Below are 19,467 nucleotides of genomic sequence, written 5' to 3' on the forward strand. Positions count from 1 at the left end.
TGTGCTTCGGGATGGGATTAGTGGAAATTAACAGCAACAGATAAAAACAGACCTAGGGGGTCTGGCATTGCAGATATGAGAGTTGAGAGTGGGGAAAGTCCTTGGGGGCAGCAAAGTTTGACACGACAATAACATTCACCGCATATAGCCCGCATTCAACAGAAACCAGCCAGCGGCAAAAACCGCTGGCTGATTTTTGTATTGGATTGTTGGAGTGTGGAGTTTGGAGCGGGGAATTTTAAGTTAAATAGTTTCTCTGTCCCTCATGGGTAAGGGTTATTAGAGTGGGGAAGCAATCTCAAAAATCCCAACTATTTTGGTTCACGGCGCTGCTGCCACTCCTTATATTTTCTGGTTTCTGCTAGGGCTGGATTAATCCCAAACCAACGACCTTCTTGATCGCGGTATTCAAAGACAAACATACTTCGCAACAAAATTTGAGACTCTTCTTCGCCGGTTACACTTTGTCGGGTGACGACTTGAAACAGCAATTCCCATTCGATGTCATTGATGGCTCCCAAAAGGTCATCGCGATATTCTTGAATGACACTTTCGAGGCATTCGCGAGAGAAGGGAGGGTCTTCGTGTTGCAAACAGCTATACAAAAGCATCAGTAGATTGCGAACGTGACCGCCGCTAATCCGGCAAAGTCGGTCTAAAGTTTCGGGAGAGTCAAACACCTGGGAAATCAAATCAATGCGTTGATGGGGAGCAACTGCGGGGAAAGCTCTAGCTAATACTAGCTGGCGCAGCAGTGCCATTCCTTCGAGGTGGTCGTCCCCCGATCGCATTTGCACCGGTACCATCGGCATCACCTTGGGCTTGACTCCAAATCGACTGGCGAGGCGGCCAAAGTCGTTGGAAAAAATCAAAGTCAGGGGAATCGTGTAGACGACATGGCAATTGAGTTTTTTCAACTGTTCGCCACGGTCTAAAAACAGATATTCTGGTTGGGTGCGTCCGCTGGGTTTGAGGGAGGCGTCGAGGCGATCGAGGTTGTCAACGATGACTGCGAGTCCTTTTTTCCCTTGCTGCTTGAGTTCGGCGTTAGCTCTGTTGAGGAGTTCTTCGTTGATGGACTGCAAGATGCTGTTGGTGCGGGGTTCGAGATATTGCCTGAGTTGCGATCGCAGTTTGGGAGAGTCTTTAGTTTTAGCAGTAACTCTAGCAATGCCTACAGATAACTCGGCTTCCGCTGACAAATCTATGGGAGTCTGCAAAAATTCTGCCACTTCTGCAAACAGATTGGTAAAGTAGCTCGGCCTGAGTTTGATTTTAGCGGATTCCATTGTTTCGCTGACTTGGCGGGCAATGCTCAGCAAAATATCGCTAATGTCTACATCGCCCATGTCTAAGTCTTGGGAAGACTCGAAGTAGACGACGCAAAAACCTTCTTGCTCTAACTCAGCTTTCAGCCGAAACAATTCGGTAGATTTGCCACACCCGATATGTCCTGTAAATAGCTGACAGGTTGGCTGGTCAGGGGAGATGCGGGTAATGGTTCGCTGTAAAGATTCAATGATTTTGCCGCCACGCACGGAACCAAAATCAATGTAGTATTGATAATCTCCTGGGTCTCCCGCAACAAGGGTCTTGCTCGGGTTGCAGGCTTTATAGAATCTGTCTAATTCGAGTGGGATCACAATTGAAGCCGAATAAAAGTTAAAAAAGTTAATCGAAAGTCTAAACTTTCGTTAGTTGAGTTTAGTTTGATTTGTAACCTTTTGCCCTGTGGGGTAATGCCCTAAATACCCAAAGAACCTTGAGCTGGTAAGGGGTTTTCCCGGCTCGGGAATTGGGAATTTTTAATTAATAATTTTTTATTACTTAGCGGACTCAGTGATATTACTGATATTGCCAGGAGTCTGGGTAAATTTGCGGGGATCTGGTTAAATGGTAGGGGAAAACAGGGTTCAAGAGAGAAAGATTAAACAGTTTTGAATTTGTGCTAATCCTTAATTACTATATTGTCAAGAGGTAGATGGCTAGTTTTGGAGCGGTTTCTCAAACAGAGTTAGGGCGCAGGCGCCAAAAGTTGCGGCAGCAGAGGCGCGCTCGATTGGCGGCTCTGGTGTGGCAAATGCTAGCAGCGAGCGCAATCGCTGGAGGTTTGCTGTGGTGGATTGCTCAGCCGGCTTGGTTGATTGCCCGATCGGAACAAGTGAAGGTGGAGGGCAATCAGTGGCTGTCGGATAAGGCGGTGCGGTCTTTGGTGCCGCTGTCTTACCCGCAGTCGCTGTGGGGGATTCAACCGCAGGCGCTGGCCGAAAAGCTGGAGTCAACGGGGCCGATCGCCAAAGCTAAGGTGACTCGCAACTTGTTTCCCCCGAGTTTGACTATAGAAGTGGCAGAACGCCTGCCGGTGGCGGTGGCGCAGCCGACAGCGGTGTTGAGATCCAACAGCGACAAGGAAAAAGTGGGGTGGCTGGACGCTCGCGGAGGTTGGATGCCGTCGGATAGTTATACTGTTGTACGATCGCAGAATAGTTTGATCGGGCCCGGCAGCATTCCGGGAACGCAGCCTCAGCGTTCTTTGCCCACTTTAAAAGTCATCGGGCCTTTGGAACAGTATCGCGCCTCTTGGCCGAAGTTTTACCAAGGACTCAGCGGCTTGACCGTGAAAGTGTTTGAGATTAATTGGCAAAACCCGAACAACTTGATCTTGAAAACAGAGATCGGTACCGTACACTTAGGGCCCTACAGTTCCAAGACTGCGGAGCAACTTAAGGTTTTAGACCGAATGCGACAATTGCCAAAACAGATAGATTCAAGCAAAATAGCCTACATTGACTTGAAAAATCCTGCTTCGCCGATCGTCCATTTGCCAGAACTCCCCCCCAGTTCGGAGAGTTCCACTCCCGCACCCACTCGCGCCCAGAATTGATTCTCTGTCAACAGAAGGTAGAAGGTATCGATCGATAGGCAGAATTTTTGCCCATCAGGATGGATACGCAGGGCTGGAAATCAGCCGAGTTTTTGGATAGCGCTCCGCGTGTGGGGCTAGTATCCATTTTTTTTCCTTCTGCCTTGCTTACAACTGCCTTAATCCGGTCAAGTACCTGGATGGCGTCAAGCGAGGTCTGGGCTAGCGAAGTCGGGCAAATCCGAGATTGCTAACATTAAGCATCGCTCAGTGTTAGTTTTTCGCGCAACTTAGCCTATAGTTGATTGTGAATTGGCGTTTAGTTAACAAGCTGTAATCTACTATCCCCGACTCTAATGAAGCTTAATAATAGACAGGGGTCTGACCAAGACAGTCCCCCTTCGGAAGAAGTAAAAAATTTTCCGGTGGCTGCAGATTCCGCCAATCCGTTTAGACGCAAGTCTGGTTATGTAAATGTAGATAGTATTGATATCGATCCTATGGTCAATCCCAAAGACATAATGCCCAGCAGTGCTGCCAAAATCAAAGTAATTGGCGTCGGCGGTGGTGGGGGCAACGCCGTTAACCGGATGATTGCCAGCGAGGTTTCTGGTGTCGAGTTTTGGTGTGTGAATACAGATTCTCAAGCTCTGGTTCTCTCAAATGCTCCGAAACGCTTGCAAGTAGGACAGAAGTTGACGCGCGGTTTGGGCGCGGGGGGCAATCCGGCGATCGGTCAAAAGGCTGCGGAGGAATCTCGCGACGAGGTTGCTAATGCTCTGAATCATGCGGATTTGGTATTTATCACAGCCGGCATGGGCGGCGGTACGGGCACGGGCGCGGCTCCGATTGTGGCTGAGGTCGCTAAGGAAATGGGCGCCTTGACTGTGGGCATAGTGACGCGGCCTTTTACGTTTGAGGGACGGCGGCGCACCAGCCAAGCAGAGGAAGGGATTGCGGCTTTGCAAACCCGGGTGGATACGCTGATCGTAATTCCTAACGACAAGCTGCTGTCTGTGATTTCCGAACAAATGCCGGTACAAGAGGCTTTTCGAGTTGCTGACGATATCCTGCGCCAAGGGGTTCAGGGTATTTCTGACATTATTACTATTCCCGGTTTGGTGAATGTTGACTTTGCTGACGTGCGGGCAGTAATGGCGGATGCGGGTTCGGCTTTGATGGGCATCGGCGTGGGTTCTGGCAAGTCGCGGGCTAGGGAGGCTGCGATGCAGGCTATTTCTTCGCCTCTGCTGGAAGCCTCGTCTATTGAGGGCGCTAGAGGTGTGGTGTTTAACATCACTGGCGGTACTGACATGACGCTGCACGAGGTGAATGCGGCGGCTGAGACGATTTACGAGGTTGTCGATCCGAATGCCAATATTATTTTTGGAGCGGTGATTGACGAGCGGCTTCAGGGCGAAATTAAGATTACTGTGATCGCTACTGGTTTTTCGGGAGAAGTTCCGTCGCCTCCGGCTCCGGGGCGGACGCAAAATGTTAATGCTCCTTGGCGAGCTGCAACTGTGCCGACGAGTCCGGCTCAACAGACGCCTGATCCGACAACGAAACCGCCGCAGGATTTGGGATTGGATATTCCTGAGTTTTTGCGTAACCGTCGCCCGCCTAGATAAATGTGGATTTGGGATTTTGGATGGCGGATTAAATCTAAAATCTCAAATCTAAAATCTCAAATTTCTAGGGTTTGGCCTGGTTCGGGTTCGAGGAGTTGGGTGGAAAGTCCCGATTTTGCTAGCAAATCGCGAAATTCGGGGATGCTGCCAACCGCTCGCACTAACATTGGTAAAATGCCTGTGGCTCGGATGTCTCCCGCCGCTGTAGGCAGGAAAAACCGAGGTTTCAGTGTTTGGGCGAGGCTGAGGGCTTCAGAAGGCCCGATGATGACTTGTCCGAGGAATGGGAAGATTTGACCGATGACTGGGGCGATCGCTACGTCTACTGTGTCTATTTTCTGTTTAACTTTGTCTAATGGTGGCAGGTGCGGTTCGTAATAAAGTGTCTGGCCGCTGCTTAAATCTTTGAGCAAGTAGCCGTTTTCTTCCTGTCCGGGCCCAATTTCGGCTCCGGGTACGGCGGTTATTTGTAACTTTTCTTTAAAATTTAACTTTTGCCAATTTACTAAAGATGTGATATTGGTGTAGCCTAAACTGCTGAGGACTTTGGCGGCGGTGGGTGAGGCGATCGCGGGAATTGTGCGATCGAGCTGTTCGAGTGTTGGTTTGTGGCAGTGGTCGTCTAATCCTTGGGAAATCAGGATGAGGTCGATCGGCGGTAAGGTGCTGGGAGTGAAGGCGACGGGGGTGTTATGGTAGGCGGTGAACAGCCAGGGTTGACCGTAAAATACGAGGGGATCGACCAGCCAGGGATCGACGAGGATGGTTTGGCCCGAGATGTGGAAGATCCAAGAGTTGAGGTCGATTCGGGTGATTTTCACAGTTGTTTGCAATAATTCTTTACAATTGGTTTAATCATAGCTAATTTTGTTTGGGAATTTTAACCGTTTCGGAAGCACAGGCGGGACGCCCGTGGCACGGGGAAGCACAGGCGGGACGCCCGTGCCACAGATCTGATTGGGATTTGTCTGGGGAAAGTTGGCGTTTATCTGCGGTTGAAAAAAGATGATTAAATCGAAAATTCCTGTGGCTTTGACTGTGGCTGGTTCCGATAGTGGCGGCGGGGCCGGAATTCAGGCGGATTTGCGGACTTTTGCGTTCCACTGCGTGCACGGTACAAGTGCTTTGACTTGCGTGACGGCTCAAAATACTTTGGGGGTGATGCGAGTTGATGCTTTGTCTGCTGAGGCTGTGGCGGCTCAAATTGAGGCGGTAGTTGGGGATATTGGGGTGGATGCTGTGAAGACTGGGATGCTGCTGAATCGGGAAATTATGGCGGCGGTGGCTTTACAGGTGGAAGCTTTGGGAATAGGGAATTTGGTTGTCGATCCGGTGATGGTTTCACGATCGGGCGATCGATTGATTGATGAGGGGGCGATCGCGTTTTTGCGGGATGTTTTGATTCCAATGGCTGCTGTCGTGACTCCGAATCGGTTTGAGGCTCAGATTTTGAGCGGTTTGGAGATTGTTTCTCTAGACGATATGCGATCGGCGGCGCAGCAGATTTACCGTTTGGGTGCGAAAGCTGTTTTGGTGAAAGGCGGCGGGATGGCGGGAGATTTGCGGGGAATTGATGTTTGGTTTGATGGTGCGCGGTTGGATGTGTTGAAGACTGAGAATGTTGATACTGGGAATACTCACGGGACTGGTTGTACTTTGAGTGCTGCGATCGCTGCTAATTTAGCATTAGGGAAAGATTTGTTTACCGCGGTGACATTGGCTAAGGATTATGTTACTACTGCTCTCAAATATGCTTTGGATATTGGGGAAGGTCAAGGGCCAGTAGGTCATTTTTTCCCGCTTTTACTGAAGTAAATTGTGAACTCATCCCTTCTTTTCCCTTCTTCCTTCGCGTCCTTTGCGTCTTCGCGGTTCGTTTAATTTCTTAATTTTTCAGGCGATAAAGCGATCGCCACCAAGTCTTCGATTTTCTTAATATTCGGATCGCCGGCTAAATAACCAATCCCTCGGTGCAAGTGCAGGCGAAATTGTTTGGCTAGAGTTTCTTTTTCTGTGCCTAAATTGTCTTGGTGACACCGCTGCTTGAGGGCCATTATCAGGATATCGGCCATGTCGCCGCCGAAAACATCCCAGCTTAATTCGACGTTGCTGTCGCTGGGAATTGGTACTGGCGATGGGATGCTGGGTTCGGCGAGCGATCGGCAAAATCCCCACCTGCATAAAATATTCCACTGATCGATTTTGGTCGATCGTTTCAGTTTTGATAGTTGGTCTTTGCCTGTTTGGGAGAGGCGGATGCGATCGAGTGGTGGTTCCATGAGTTTAAGATTGTTTGGTATATTGTAAAAAGTGTTAATGTTGGGGAAGCAAAGCCTCTAGATAACGAGAAATAATTAACATTTTTTTACACGGCGCGACTTGATAAAAAGGTTGTTTTTTGGTATTTTGATTGTAGTAGGATTTATCCTTAATAATGGGATGGTGGCAAAAATAAAATTTTCGCAACCATCCCATTATGCTATATATACTACCGCAACCCCAGGGCAAAGTCAAGGGGTTGCGGCTATTTTTTAGGGCGAATTTTTATTCCCAGAAGTAACCTTTTTCGACCGTGGTTTGGTGTTTGGCGGAGTCGTATTTGAGGAGGTAGCTGTGGGCGATCGCCTCTAATTCTTGGAGTTTTTCGTATTCTACTTTTCTAATTTCCGTGTCGGTAGAAAGCAGGATGACTTGGTGGCTGGCCGAGGGAAAATAGCGTTCGACTAGGTTGTTTCTGTGGGAGGAGTCGAGGCGGCCCAAGGGAGTGTCGATCGCCACTGGCAATTGTCTCCCGGATACTCTAGCCAATCCCCACAAAAAGGCGATCGCCAGCAATTGTTTTTCCCCGGCTGAAAGTCGGTGTTTGGGTACCGGTTTGCCTTCTGGATCGTAAATGGAGAGGCTAAATGTTTGAGTGTCGATCGCAACTCTGTGCACGAGGTCGGTTTTGTGCAACAGGTAGCGGAAACAGTCGGTAATTTCTATTTCGAGTTTGTTGAGTTTTTTGAGAGTTAGTTTTTCTTTAAAGAGTTTCAGGGTGGCTTGGGCTTTAGCGATAGAAGCGATGACGTGTTGGCTGTTTCTGATGGTGATGTATTCGCTGCTGTAGCTTTCTAGTTCTTTTTTAGTTTTGTCTAATTCTCTCTCTAATTCAGCGACGCCGCGGTTGGCTGATTCGCAGGCTGCGGATGCGATAGCGACTGCCTTTTGGGCTTTCCTGACCTCTTCTTCTAGTTTTTCGTAGGCTTCGGGGGAAGCGGCGGCGGCGAGTTCTCTGTCTGTGAAGTCGATTTCTGCTTCGATGTTTTGGATTTCTTCTATTTGGTCGCGGGCTAGAATTTGCTGGGCTTTGATTTGGTAGCTAAGGAGGTTATCTAGTTGCTGGATGCTGTTGTTTTCGGCGTTCATCCAGGGCGGGGCGTCTGTTCCGGCTTGCTGTTCGAGTTCTTGGTTTTCTTGGCGGATGAAGTCTTGAATTTTATCTAGCTGTTGGGGATTTAAGGAGATTTCCGCGATATAGTTTAGAAGGCGATAGCTTCTTTGTTTGATAACATTTTGGGCAATCTTTGCTTGCTGCTGGCTGGCTTCTGTTTCTGCTTGAATTTTGGCTTCACTTAGCAAAGGCGAAATTAGGGCTAGTGGTAGCGTGTTTGATGCCAATTCCATCATAGATTGACGGGTTTTGTCTGCCTGATTTCTGTAGTCGTTTAGCTGTCTGTCTAGTTGACTGCGATCGGCGGCTATTTTCCCGCCTTCATAAATAAACTTTTCTGATGCTTGTTGCTGATTTTTTTGAGCTTTATCTAACTCGTTTTTAAAGCTGGCTTGTTCTTGCTTAGCTGAGTCTATTTCATCACTAATTTTCTTAAAAGTTTGTTCTATTTTTTCTAAAGCAGCCAAGTCTTTTTTGCCAGCAATTTCTTTCCGCTTGCGGCCCGCTAATATTTCTAAATCGACGGCGAGGCGTTCTGCTAATTCTAAACCTAAAAGAGATTTAATTGCCCCGACAACAAACTCCGGCGGTGTTTCGAGTTCAGCGAGTTCTTTTACTTGTTCACCGTCAAACAGAAATAGGTTGGATATTCCGACGGGTAAAAGGGTTTCGATGTATTCGTCCCAGGTGTTAGTAATTGCTTTGTCTGACCACCAATCGCTGACTATTTCGCTGTAGATAAGAATGCTTAAATTATCTTTGATATCGGCTTTTTTCCAGTATCTAACTATTTTGAATTGAGCTAATTTGTCATCTTGGACTTGTTCAAATGTTAGTTCGACGCGGGTATCTTCTAATGGGGGAGTGTGGCGGTTGACGCATTGATTGAGAAAGTCGCTGTAGCTTAAATTGCCTCTGGTGGAACATTGGGCCCGGCCACCGTAGAGGGCGAGGCGAATGGCGTCCATGAGGGTGGTTTTGCCGCCGCCATTCATGCCGCCAAATAAAATGACTGGGCAGGGATTCCCGTCTTTTTCGGGGCGGAGATTGATGGTTTGGGTACCTGCATAGGGGCCGAAGTTTTTGAGGACGAGTTCGAGGAATTGCATTGTAGATGTAGATGTTGTTGGTTGGTGGGGGGGGCGGTTAGCAACGGATTTTGTAGCGGATTTAACGGATGGGTGGTTGGTGGGGGGACGGTTAGCAGCGGATTTAACGGATGGGTGGTTGGTGGGGGGACGGTTAGCAGCGGATTTAACGGATGGGTGGTTGGTGGGGGGCGATTAGCAGCGGATTTGGTAATCACCCACCAATCATCCGTTACATCCGTTACAAAATCCGTTGCTAACCGTCCCCCCCTTTGCTACCAATCAATCACATCGGTTGCATCTTCCTCCTGGTTCTGGGGTCTAATGCGGGGAGGTAAGGGGAGTTCCGCATCTGTTTCTTCATAGGTTCCTGAACTTCCTCTTGTCCAACCCCTGCCACTTGTTTTCGGCGTCCACAAGTATGGTTGAATGTGTTTCTGCCAACCTTGTAGAGATTTTGGTGGGAGGATGCGGTGATATTCTAACTTGCTGCGTCCAAAGTTTATAAATAAACCTACTTGCGCTCCTGTAGCTGCTACGTAAGCTATTATTTGAGCTTTATCTTTATCGGTCATTGGATAATTTACGGCTTTATCCTCTACTACAATACCTTGATTCACCCAATGGTCTAAATAGAGGATTCCCATCCAAACTTCACCGTCGTAAATTTGTCTGGGATACTCCATTTCTGTTGTTAAACCGGATTCTATCATTTCCGCATCAAAGGCTCTTTGGTAATGTTTTTCTCTTAAACCTTTTTGCGTCCTCCGGTGTACTCTCATTGCACAGCCGATGATGCTGTATGTAATATCCTGATGAGGAATATTAGGATTAATCATGGTCGTAAAAATTTTGTAATTTAAACGATGAGGGTTGGGTAATAATGAGGTTAGTTGACAGCCTATTGTATCCGATCGCTCGGCGGGGTGGCTGTCAACAAGTTTGGGTTTAACCGCAGGCTAGCGCGTGCTAATCGCTAGGTTTTTCCTCTCCTGAATTGGGCGGTGAAAATTTAATATCCGCCCAAGATAGCTGTCTACTTTGATTGCTGTTGCTTTCGAGTTCTTCTTTAAGTTTGGCAAGATCAACGGTATCGTTTTTTGCGGAACTGTTCGTTTGGGCGATCGCATCTTTGAATTGCTGAATGTTTTCCGTCGGATTTGCTTTAATATCTTCCACCGCTTTTTTTAAATTGCGTTGATAGTGGGCGTTGCCAATCGCTTCTTCCTTCGATCGCGAACTGGTTTCAAAGCATTTGTCCAAATCGGCGTAAATGCCTGTACGGCGGGGCTTCGTGTAGTATTGGCGTTCTGTATCCAGGAGTTTTGCCATCAATTCGAGGTGCATTTTGTCCTCGCTGCAAATCTCTTCGATCGCAGTCCATTCATCGCTACCGAGGAGTTTTCTTTCGGCGGCGGGACGGGAATCTTCAAAAGGTTCGCCCGTAACTTCTTCGTAAATCCGGGGCAAAGAGTCGTCAAATTCATGCTTTTCTTCCAGCCAAATTCGGCGGATTTCGCTAAGTTCTTCCGGGGTAATTAAGGTGATATCGCGCATTTCTAGGGGTGCGGTTTTGCGGACGTGGGTTTGTGCTTCCAAGACTCGTCTCAGCCAGTGTTCTCGCCAGAATTTGGTGTAGGGCCCTGGGATGGGTTCGACGGAGGTTGTGTCGTCGCCCATGTTGCGTTCAAACAGTTCTACTCTACCGTAGATGCGGCGGAAGTCTCTTTTTGGGTGATCGTCTGGAATGTCTAATTCGTTGCGAATATCGAGTAGAGGCTGCATCCATTCTTTTTCCTCATCGTTTTGAATCATTGCCTCCATAGATTTATCTTGGCTTACCATTGTGCAAACCCAACAGCCAAAGCGAGAATTTCCACAACTAGGGGTGGAAGTATCGACAACTAAAGGACATTCATTGTCTGCTGTTGCACCTCGATACATAGTTAGCAAATCTTTATTGTTATTTCCCCAAGGATTATCCCACTGCATCAAGTAAAGCCACACTTCATCTGTTCGCCAGTCTTCAATGGGAAGGTAAATATAAGAGTTAGGGCGAGTGGGATTAGCATTAAGGCGTTCGCTTACCCGCCACTCCCTATGTTTAGCCATATTTGCGGCGCGTTTAGCACTTTCAGCCTTGCGAGTACCTAGAACAAGAATCACCTCGCCGCTAGTTCTAATTATTTCACGAATAAAAGAACCGGTTGGTTGTATTTTTAATCGTTCCGTACACCATCTAAATCGGTTTCTAGGTGCTGGGTATCCTTTACCTATTAAGCACGCCCAAAAGGTATCTTGAACGGCTGGATAAGTTAAATGAGTTTCTATTGGCATCCCCTGTTCTTGGGCTGCAACTTTCATGCGTTTTAGAGAATTATGTACTCCAGCAGCTACTATAGGGTTTTCTACCAGTGTATCATTTGTTAAAACATGAATTTTTTTGTGGCGTTTCTCAATAGGTAACTCTGCAATCGCATACCAGACAAGTTGTAGGACTGCCGAACTATCTTTACCGCCACTCCAACCGATTACAAGTGGGAGTTCATCTTGACAATAAAGCTCTTGAATTTCCTTTTTTAAAATTTCTATATCTGCCATTAAATCGCCAATATTGCGGGGCGGAAATAGTGACATTTGTTGTAAATCATTCATTTTCTAGATCTCCGTTTTGATTTTCCGTTTTGATTTAAAGTAAACACATTTTTGCGATGCCACTGAAGCGCATCTTTTCTCGGATAATCTTTCTCTGAACTTGGCAAAAGAATAAGTTCGCCGTGAAACTCTTTCATTAATCTAGCGTGTGGTGAGTCCTCTTGTAAATCAATATCAACTATAATTTGATAACGATCGTCAACAGCCAACCATCCTCGATCGAAGGCCCAATGATGATTTTTACACAATGAGAGTCCATTATCTGGTCTATTATCATAAAACTCGGAGAACGGCTTGATATGTGCGCCATCTACAATACTTTGACTAAGTGAACGATTGGTGACTTTTAATCGACAAAAAGCACATCGGTAATCATACAAATGCACGACGGATTTACGGAAAATAGCCTCTCTAAATAAAGATTTTCGTAAATACACTTTTGGTTGTGCATCTGTATCACTAGATTCAATACTCTCTAATTCATTCCAGGTAGAATCTTGGAGAGACTGATTTATTGTCAAAACATCTTCTATCTGTTTTTGGCTTGAGGAAAACCAGGCAGATATCAGTATATCTATTAATTCTTTTTTTGCATTATAGTCTCGCAATAAATCAAATAATTCATCATCTATTTTGGCTTTTTCAACATCTCTTCTTAAAGAGTCGATGTTGTAAGGGCGTCCTCCCGTGTATTGTTCGCTAAATTTAACGTGCCAAAATTTAGGTGTCTTGTTTTTTAAATGAAAAAACGGAATAGTAAAATTAATCTCCTCAAAACGGTCAGAACTCAATACAGACCAGTATCTTTTGAAGGTGTTAATTAATGGCTCGGAAACAGTAATATTGTTCTCATTAAGTAAGCCTTGTGTAATTAAATCAATTACAGACAGTAGCAGTATTGGCTGATTGAGAGCCTTACCTCCTTCTTTATTCTTGCCTACCTTAATCTGATCAAAACAATTGCGATAGTATGCTAAATTCTTATTTACGGACTCTTCTCCTGTAGTCATTTTCTCCTCCCGCTATGATTAAATACAATCCGACCTAAAATTTAACACTTTTTTCAACAAAAAGTTAAGCACCGCAAAGCACAACCCTAACGCAGAAACTAGATAATTTAAGCAGTGTCAGCAGACTAAAAAGTAATTTTCTAGCCTAAACAGGAGATAATTATATCACTGTCTGCGTGCATCTGCGGTTTCCAAACCCAACCGATTTTTCAAATAATCACTCATCCAACTAACACTCGCCCTCGACTTAGAAATCCCCCCTTTCAACAAAATCCCACCCTCCCAATCAGGATTAGAAATCGACCAATCAACCTGCTGCAAAAGGCTCAAACGTTCCTCCCAACTCTCAGGAAAAACCGACAGCAAAGCGGCCCCAACTTCCCCCAAACACTCAAGCACAACACTGTGACAGTGTACGCAATCCCGGCGCATTTCCCCCGCCGCAACTTGCTTGTGCAGAACTAATTGCCAATCTGGAATAAAACTGCTAACCGCATTCCAATAACTAACCGCCTGTTGTATTTTTTGAGCAAGTTCTTCCTCTTTCTGTTCTTTTTTGGTGCGAGAACCAGAGGGTTTTGCCTGTTCGCTGCGGTGAATATTAGACAGCAAAGCCATGATAGCACGATCGATCGCACTCAGCGTAAACAATTTGTGCGATCGCCCGTTCAAACTCCCCTTCTCCATCTCAGTCAAACACCGGAAAACCTCAACCTGCTTAACAACAGCCTTCACCACAAAAGCGCGATCGTCCCGGTGGTTGTAAAGTACACTTAGCGACGCCTCCAAAGGAACTTGAAAATTATTCAAATCAGCAAACATCTGCTGCGATTTTTCCAACCCAATATCGAGAAACAAAATCAGCGCCACCGTCTCATATCCCAACTGCGGATTTTCCCTCAAAGCCATTTCAAAAGCCGCCCGGCGATGCTGTCCGTCATTAATAGTAAACTTAGCATCCATCGGCACCCGCAAGCGACCGATTTTCCGTTCTTCTGCCTCATTTCCAACCGCTTCAAAAGTAATATCCGCATCAATCGAAGCAGCAATTGCCCCACAAGTATAATTTGTAGGATTCTTGACAAAATAATCAGCAATTTCGGGAATCCTAGCTTTGTTAAGCGCGCGTTTCGCCCGCATAGACGGTGGCAATTCTTCAGATTCAAAGGGAAACAATTTCGGCAAAAAACGCACCGGACACATCGACACGTAATATTCGCGGCCCGCTTGAATTCCCCGGATGACCGGCAAAATGTATTCAAAGGAAGGAGTAGACATATTTTTTTGTGAAACCGCAGATACATCTGAAGCAAGGGCGCGAGGCAATTAACTCGCTAACCCGAAAGTCCGCCGGGGGTTTAAACCCATCGCTGATCCGAAAGTCCGCCGGGGGTTTAAACCCATCGCTGATCCGAAAGTCCGCCGGGGGTTTAAACCCCCGTCTCATAGCAAAAGCCGGTTAAAACCGACTGAAAATCTTGAAATTTATCTATATTTAGTCCTCTTAAGAGGACTTTCGCTATGAAACAGGGGTTTTCAACCCCTGGCGGACTCAGACGGTGGCGCGTAAGACCCAGACGCATCTGCATCAAGCCCGATCGCTCCTCAGCTATTGACAAATTAAACATTAAATGATATACAACGTAGAAAATATTAGTATTTTAAGTATTTCACAAAACTTTTTAAAAAACAACAGTTGACATAAAATTTAACCCATGATATTTTAAAAAAAATAGCCTACTTATATAAAAACAGCCAATGACGAACTCCCCAGCGGATGACCTCGCTAGCAAAATTTTAGAAAAAGAAAATAGCGACAGACAGGAAATCGCACTTTTATTAGATAATTATTTAGGAAAGGACGATCGCATTTTCGTACAAAAAACCCAGATGGGAAACAGCGAAGCATACATCGGTTCAGTCACCCTAGAATGGTTAGACTCTCGCGTCCGTTTCGCCTCGCAAATGCCGCTTTTCCGCCAAAAATTCGACCTCCAAACGAACAACATCGTCCGCGACGACGAAACCATTGACGAAATTATCCAGCGTCCCTTAGATTGGTCGCGCCAAGCCGCCCTCACTCAATATTTAGCAGCCCGAAAATCGCACAAATTCCCCGCAGTTTTAGTAGTCGTCAGTCCCCCGTGGGTAGATAATCCTCTAGCCGAGGAATGGGATAAAAATGGCGTAGCAACCAAATCCGCGACTGAATTTACATCCTTTGATAAAAACGAGAACTTAGGGCTTTTGAATGTCTCTCAAAAAGTCTCAATTTTTGCCTTAGACGGTCAGCATCGGCTGATGGGAGTTCAAGGTTTAATGAGTTTAATTAAAACCGGAATCCTGCAAAGATACAACAAAAATAAAAAACCTGTCGGGGCTGCAATTACTCTGGAAGATTTAGCAGAAGAGTATCAAATAGACCCCGAAACAGTGTATAAATTAGCTCACGAAAAAATCGGAATTGAGTTTATCCCGGCGGCGGTAGCGGGGGAAACGCGACAGCAAGCACAACGGCGCGTGCGATCGATCTTTGTGCACGTTAACCTAATGGCGGTAACGCTGAGTCAGGGCCAGCTAGCATTATTGAACGAGGACAACGGATTTGCGATCGCGGCCCGAAAAATTGCCGTCACCCATCCCTTATTAAAAGAACAAGATGACAGAAACCCCCGCGTCAATTGGGACAGCGCGACAGTCGCAGCAAAATCAACTGTCTTAACCACATTGCAAGCGCTGCAAGATATGTCCGAACGGTATTTAGAATACAAATTCCCTCATTGGAAGCCGGAACGAAAAGGTTTAATTCCCATGCGTCCCGAAGATGAAGAACTGAAAGAGGGAATTGAAGAGTTTAAAAAATTGTTCGATCATTTAGCAACTTTGCCCAGCTATCAAAGAATTGAAAGCGGCGAAGAAACGACGGAATTGCGCCGATTTAGTTTTGAAAAGCCAGGCGGCGAGGGAAATATTTTGTTCCGTCCAGTCGGTCAAATTGCTTTAGCTAATGCTTTGGGAATTCTAGTATTTAGAAAGAAACTTTCCCTGAAATCTATTTTCGACAAACTCCGCAGATTCGATGTGGATGAAGGATTTAGCCACATGGACAATCCTGAGTCTGCGTGGTACGGGATTTTGTACGATCCGAACAAAAAGCGAATGCTAGTTTCTGGAAAGGATTTAGCGACGAAGTTAATTGTATATTTGGTGGGGGGAATTCAGGACGATATGGATCGAGCTCATTTGCGGCAAGCGGTAGCGGAAGCGAGGACTTTTGAGAATAAAGCTGTTAGTTTTAATGGCAGGTTTGTGCAGCCGCAAGAGGTAGGATTGCCGCCAGTGCTGAGCTAAGTTTCTATGCTGATAGCTGCACCAGTCAGGGAGTGAAATCTAGGAGTATTTTAACGCGCGATCCCTAAATTTTGCTCCTAGTTAACGTTATTTCTTGATTATGATTGTTGCTGATTGCGGAAGCTATCGATAATGTCATTAATTTCTTCAACGGCGACCGTTTCTTGGTCAGATTTGGCATAGATGATGAGCAAGATGAAACAAGTGGTTGATGTGACTTGATAAATAATGCGATAGCCTCCACTTTTTCCTTTACTGATGTCGCTGTTTTTGGCTCTTACTTTGAATACGGTGTAGCCCGTACCGGAAATGCGATCGCCTGGACATTCGCCTGCTTGCAACTGCTGTAGGAGAGGTTGCAAGTCGGTTTGAATTTGGCGATAGCGTTTGGCGAGGGTTCGGAGTTGGCGCTTGAATTGATCTGCAAACAGAACCTGGATGCTGGGTGGTTCAGACATCAATACCATCCCAAAGTTCTGCGATCGGGTGAACTTTGCCGTCTTCTACTTCCTGAAGCGCAATCCGGAGGCTGTTGAGGATATCTTCTTTAGATAGCTCGTCTTCGTCTTCTTGAAATAGTTGACCCAGGGATTGCAAAATCAGGGTTTCGATCGGCAAGTTGAGTTGGCTAGCTTTCTGAAGAAGCTGCTGTTCTAAGTGATCGGGGATGGTGAGGGTAATTTGCATGGGGTTGGCCTCTCGCTTTAAATAGTATAGACTAATTCTCACAATCTAGCCGCTGTCAATAAAATGAGTTCGGCTCCTACAGGCAAATGATCGGACTCGGTTGCCTCCAAAACCGAACTCGATTTAGCACCCCAATGCTTGGAATACCAAATATAATCAATCCGGCAAACCGGATAATTTAATCTCCAATTCGAGCTTTTTACCAATAACTTAAGTTCCCAACCGTGAGGCCAGGTAAAACCAAACCCAAATCCAGATTTTCGGAAAGAATCTTGCAAGACTTTCTGCACGCTGTCATAGTCTTGAGTTTCGTCTGTCATATTAAAATCGCCCGCGACAATTACTGGCAGAGTTTCTCGCTCAACTCGCTGCACTAAGTCTTGGATTTCAGGCGAACGTTTGTCATATTTGTAAACTGGAATTTTGAGAAAACGCCATTTTTTAGAGAGTTTCAACCACGGCCCGGTAGCTTGCATATTATAAATCACTACTTCTTGTTCGTTAAATTTAATAATTGCCCGCTGCTGCGTTTCTGGATGGCCGGCTAAGTGCAGTATTTCGCTGGATACAATCGGATATTTACTGAGAATTCCTACAGGGGGAGTGCCAATTTGATAGGGGTAGTCTGCTTTTAACCAGGTGAAAGCTCTTTCGGTATGTTTCCTAACGATTTCTTGTAAAAAGATAATATCTGGTTTTTGCTTCTGAATCAGTTTAAATACAGTAGGTGACTGAGTTTTATGCCAACTGAGGTTATGGGATAAAATTTTGATGCTGGGCTGCGAATCTGTGATGTTGATGGGTGCGGGAGAAAAGTATTTGACGTGCAGCCAACTTATTAGAAGAATGCAGGCGATCGCCGAAATAATAGTAAACCATCTTTTTTTGATAACTGACAAGCCGATGATGGGAAGCAGGAAAGTTGGGAAAAAAATTAAGGGTATAAAAGTGCTAATTAAGGCAATAATCCACAGTCTATCCCAAAAAATTAGTTTGAGAATGAAATAACAGATAATAAATGCTGAGTAACTGTAAGCAAGAAATTTTGCAGATTCCTTAAGCCCTTTATTTATTACATCTGCTAGTATATACTTCATTTGGAATCTATTAAAATAAGAACTTGCTTAAATCGAATTCTTCATTTGACCGATGTTGGTTGTCTCTTTCTGAAATCAAAACCAACAAAAGGCGATCGGTATAATCCGCCGCGCCCCGCAACTCTTCGCGCAAAATTTCCAGTCCACCGTTAGCATATTCTTCAAAAATTTGCAAGCGTTCTGCTTCCAATTTTTCGTCGAGATGGGAGAGGATTTGAGGATTTTTGGTTTCGGCGATCGCAATTAACTTAATCGCCATATCGTAACCCCTGGATACAAAGATATCAACATCGATCGCCCCCGGTTCTCGTTTAGAAATTTCCCCTAAAGGCGATCGTTTTTTCCGCTGATTTCCCAACGCGGCGGCGAAGGCGATGACATCGGCGTAAGTCTGAAATGGCGCGGAGTTGTTATCCGATAAAGTTAATGATTTGACTAACTCCGCTTTATCTTTAGCAATTCTAATTTTGTTAGCAACCATTGCAAATAACTATCTAAATTTTGATACAACTACATTGGTAAATAATCTAATTATCTCGGCCCCGTGGGCAGATTTTATCTAAATTGGTGGCGGGAGATATTGTATGGCGCGTTAAACTCGCTCTACAGGTATTGTTATTTTAGACTTTTTGTCCGCAATAACATAATTTTTTGTGCAAAACCTCCTCTTGCTTCCCGCCGCTTCGTTTGTTCGTCCAAAAGTCGATCGCCCGAAATGCCAAAACTCACCATCACCGCATCTATCACCTCATACAAATCCGCCAATTCCGCCACCAAATCTTCCTCATCAGCCTCCGCCGCTTCCCCCGCTTCTTCAATCAATTTCTGCCGCAAAGCTTGACGGTATTCTGCCTCAGACAAAATTACAATCTCGCATTCATTCCCACTTTGGCGAATAATTTCAGGAATGCGATCGCGCACCAACTTATGATACTCTTTTTCCACGTTAAACTCCCTTCAACCTTGACTAAAAGTTTGAATCAACCAGCGATTAATTTCCCCGTCATCTTCTGTTTGACTCCGATTCAAAGCTTCCTCCACTAACGCTATTTCTAAGCCAGGTAAAACCAATGAATTTTGAATTGTCCCACTCCCTCCCGCAGTAATAGCAAATGCAAATACAGCATTCGTATTTGCATTAGCTGCCCAATATTCTTGAACCTCAGAATGTTCGTAAATTAAACGCTTTACTCCCAAATCATCCGCACTAGAAGATGCTCCTATTTCCACCACTAAAGCTGGAGGTGCAAACACATCCAAATTAATTGGCGTCTTGGTGCGAGGAGGTAATTCAAAATCTGCACCTATATAATAAGACAAATCAGGTTGAAATTCCCGAATACCTGTTTTGCGAAAACTGGCATTAATTAACTCCACTATTCGGATATTTCTAAAAGCCGTATAAAAATTGACAACTCTCGAAACTACTGAATTATGACGACTGTGCAATGGCCCGACTGGTGACATTTCTACCCTCATGTGTTCTTGATAGTAATAAAACTTGCCCTTTTCCCATGCTGAATCATCAGCAAAAGTTAGAAACTCTTCCCACGTCGCCTTCACCCAAATATCCGTTTCCAAAACCTGCGTAATTGCCGAATTAGAAGCCATAATCCACCTCTACAATTTCTGTATATTCAAATTCCACGTCA

Annotated in this window: 19 protein-coding genes; 5 read left to right on the top strand and 14 right to left on the bottom strand. The window is 45.5% G+C overall.

Annotation, left to right across the window (positions count from 1 at the left end; genetic code table 11):
* Nucleotides 1–311 precede the first annotated feature (311 nt).
* Nucleotides 312–1,643, bottom strand: coding sequence for a P-loop NTPase fold protein (locus D0A37_RS09875; protein WP_242723665.1), 1,332 nt, complete (start codon nucleotides 1,641–1,643; stop codon nucleotides 312–314).
* A gap of 338 nt (nucleotides 1,644–1,981) precedes the next feature.
* Here D0A37_RS09875 and D0A37_RS09880 point away from each other — a divergent pair, with 338 nt between their 5' ends.
* Together D0A37_RS09880 and ftsZ are read left to right on the top strand one after the other, a co-directional pair.
* The gene (locus D0A37_RS09880) at nucleotides 1,982–2,884 is read left to right on the top strand and encodes a cell division protein FtsQ/DivIB (RefSeq protein WP_242723667.1); all 903 of its coding nucleotides are present in this window, start codon (nucleotides 1,982–1,984) and stop codon (nucleotides 2,882–2,884) included.
* Between the two features lie 335 nt (nucleotides 2,885–3,219).
* Entirely contained in the window at nucleotides 3,220–4,494 is a 1,275-nt protein-coding gene (gene ftsZ, locus D0A37_RS09885) for a cell division protein FtsZ (protein WP_006632966.1), read from the top strand.
* Nucleotides 4,495–4,550: 56 nt separating this feature from the next.
* Here the strand turns inward: ftsZ and D0A37_RS09890 are convergent, their stop codons facing one another.
* Nucleotides 4,551–5,315: an MBL fold metallo-hydrolase gene (locus D0A37_RS09890; RefSeq protein ID WP_242723670.1), complete on the bottom strand. Its 765-nt coding sequence runs from the start codon at nucleotides 5,313–5,315 to the stop codon at nucleotides 4,551–4,553.
* 184 nt (nucleotides 5,316–5,499) lie between these two features.
* On the opposite strand from D0A37_RS09890, the gene thiD reads away from it, so the two are divergent.
* Nucleotides 5,500–6,309 carry a bifunctional hydroxymethylpyrimidine kinase/phosphomethylpyrimidine kinase gene (gene thiD / locus D0A37_RS09895; protein WP_242723672.1) on the top strand — a complete coding sequence of 270 codons (810 nt, stop codon included), beginning with the start codon at nucleotides 5,500–5,502 and terminating at the stop codon, nucleotides 6,307–6,309.
* Nucleotides 6,310–6,371: 62 nt separating this feature from the next.
* Here thiD and dndE read toward each other — a convergent pair whose 3' ends face one another.
* Both dndE and dndD read right to left on the bottom strand, forming a co-directional pair.
* Nucleotides 6,372–6,773, bottom strand: coding sequence for a DNA sulfur modification protein DndE (dndE, locus tag D0A37_RS09900; protein WP_006632969.1), 402 nt, complete (start codon nucleotides 6,771–6,773; stop codon nucleotides 6,372–6,374).
* A gap of 265 nt (nucleotides 6,774–7,038) precedes the next feature.
* Entirely contained in the window at nucleotides 7,039–9,036 is a 1,998-nt protein-coding gene (dndD, locus tag D0A37_RS09905) for a DNA sulfur modification protein DndD (protein WP_242723674.1), read from the bottom strand.
* On the opposite strand from dndD, the gene D0A37_RS09910 reads away from it, so the two are divergent.
* Nucleotides 9,011–9,214, top strand: a complete 204-nt coding sequence (locus tag D0A37_RS09910; RefSeq protein WP_242723676.1) for a hypothetical protein — start codon at nucleotides 9,011–9,013, stop codon at nucleotides 9,212–9,214. The two genes, dndD and D0A37_RS09910, sit on opposite strands and share 26 nt — an antisense overlap.
* A gap of 76 nt (nucleotides 9,215–9,290) precedes the next feature.
* Here the strand turns inward: D0A37_RS09910 and D0A37_RS09915 are convergent, their stop codons facing one another.
* The 4 genes from D0A37_RS09915 to dndB all read right to left on the bottom strand — a co-directional run bounded on the left by D0A37_RS09915 (nucleotide 9,291) and on the right by dndB (nucleotide 13,958).
* On the bottom strand, nucleotides 9,291–9,854 hold the full coding sequence (locus D0A37_RS09915) for a GxxExxY protein (RefSeq protein ID WP_242723678.1): 564 nt from the start codon (nucleotides 9,852–9,854) through the stop codon (nucleotides 9,291–9,293).
* 130 nt (nucleotides 9,855–9,984) lie between these two features.
* Nucleotides 9,985–11,670: a DNA phosphorothioation system sulfurtransferase DndC gene (gene dndC / locus D0A37_RS09920; protein ID WP_242723680.1), complete on the bottom strand. Its 1,686-nt coding sequence runs from the start codon at nucleotides 11,668–11,670 to the stop codon at nucleotides 9,985–9,987.
* Nucleotides 11,667–12,680, bottom strand: coding sequence for an HNH endonuclease (locus D0A37_RS09925; RefSeq protein WP_242723682.1), 1,014 nt, complete (start codon nucleotides 12,678–12,680; stop codon nucleotides 11,667–11,669). The genes dndC and D0A37_RS09925 overlap by 4 nt, the downstream gene beginning before the upstream one ends.
* Nucleotides 12,681–12,845: 165 nt before the next feature.
* Nucleotides 12,846–13,958: a DNA sulfur modification protein DndB gene (gene dndB / locus D0A37_RS09930; protein WP_242723684.1), complete on the bottom strand. Its 1,113-nt coding sequence runs from the start codon at nucleotides 13,956–13,958 to the stop codon at nucleotides 12,846–12,848.
* 480 nt (nucleotides 13,959–14,438) lie between these two features.
* On the opposite strand from dndB, the gene D0A37_RS09935 reads away from it, so the two are divergent.
* Entirely contained in the window at nucleotides 14,439–16,031 is a 1,593-nt protein-coding gene (locus tag D0A37_RS09935; protein ID WP_242723686.1) for a DGQHR domain-containing protein, read from the top strand.
* Nucleotides 16,032–16,129: 98 nt separating this feature from the next.
* Here the strand turns inward: D0A37_RS09935 and D0A37_RS09940 are convergent, their stop codons facing one another.
* The 6 genes from D0A37_RS09940 to D0A37_RS09965 all read right to left on the bottom strand — a co-directional run bounded on the left by D0A37_RS09940 (nucleotide 16,130) and on the right by D0A37_RS09965 (nucleotide 19,426).
* Nucleotides 16,130–16,489, bottom strand: a complete 360-nt coding sequence (locus D0A37_RS09940; protein WP_242723688.1) for a type II toxin-antitoxin system RelE family toxin — start codon at nucleotides 16,487–16,489, stop codon at nucleotides 16,130–16,132.
* Entirely contained in the window at nucleotides 16,482–16,718 is a 237-nt protein-coding gene (locus D0A37_RS09945) for a hypothetical protein (RefSeq protein WP_242723690.1), read from the bottom strand. Before D0A37_RS09945 ends, D0A37_RS09940 begins: the two co-directional genes overlap by 8 nt.
* Before the next feature lie 38 nt (nucleotides 16,719–16,756).
* Nucleotides 16,757–17,815: an endonuclease/exonuclease/phosphatase family protein gene (locus D0A37_RS09950; RefSeq protein ID WP_242723692.1), complete on the bottom strand. Its 1,059-nt coding sequence runs from the start codon at nucleotides 17,813–17,815 to the stop codon at nucleotides 16,757–16,759.
* A gap of 10 nt (nucleotides 17,816–17,825) precedes the next feature.
* The gene (locus tag D0A37_RS09955; RefSeq protein WP_242723695.1) at nucleotides 17,826–18,296 is read right to left on the bottom strand and encodes a DNA phosphorothioation-associated protein 4; all 471 of its coding nucleotides are present in this window, start codon (nucleotides 18,294–18,296) and stop codon (nucleotides 17,826–17,828) included.
* A gap of 134 nt (nucleotides 18,297–18,430) precedes the next feature.
* Entirely contained in the window at nucleotides 18,431–18,760 is a 330-nt protein-coding gene (locus D0A37_RS09960; RefSeq protein WP_242723697.1) for a nucleoside triphosphate pyrophosphohydrolase, read from the bottom strand.
* A 12-nt stretch (nucleotides 18,761–18,772) separates the two neighbouring features.
* Nucleotides 18,773–19,426 carry a Uma2 family endonuclease gene (locus tag D0A37_RS09965; protein ID WP_242723699.1) on the bottom strand — a complete coding sequence of 218 codons (654 nt, stop codon included), beginning with the start codon at nucleotides 19,424–19,426 and terminating at the stop codon, nucleotides 18,773–18,775.
* Nucleotides 19,427–19,467 lie beyond the last annotated feature (41 nt).

The sequence above is a fragment of the Microcoleus vaginatus HSN003 genome (genome assembly GCF_022701255.1).
GTDB classification, from domain to species: Bacteria; Cyanobacteriota; Cyanobacteriia; order Cyanobacteriales; family Microcoleaceae; genus Microcoleus; species Microcoleus vaginatus_B.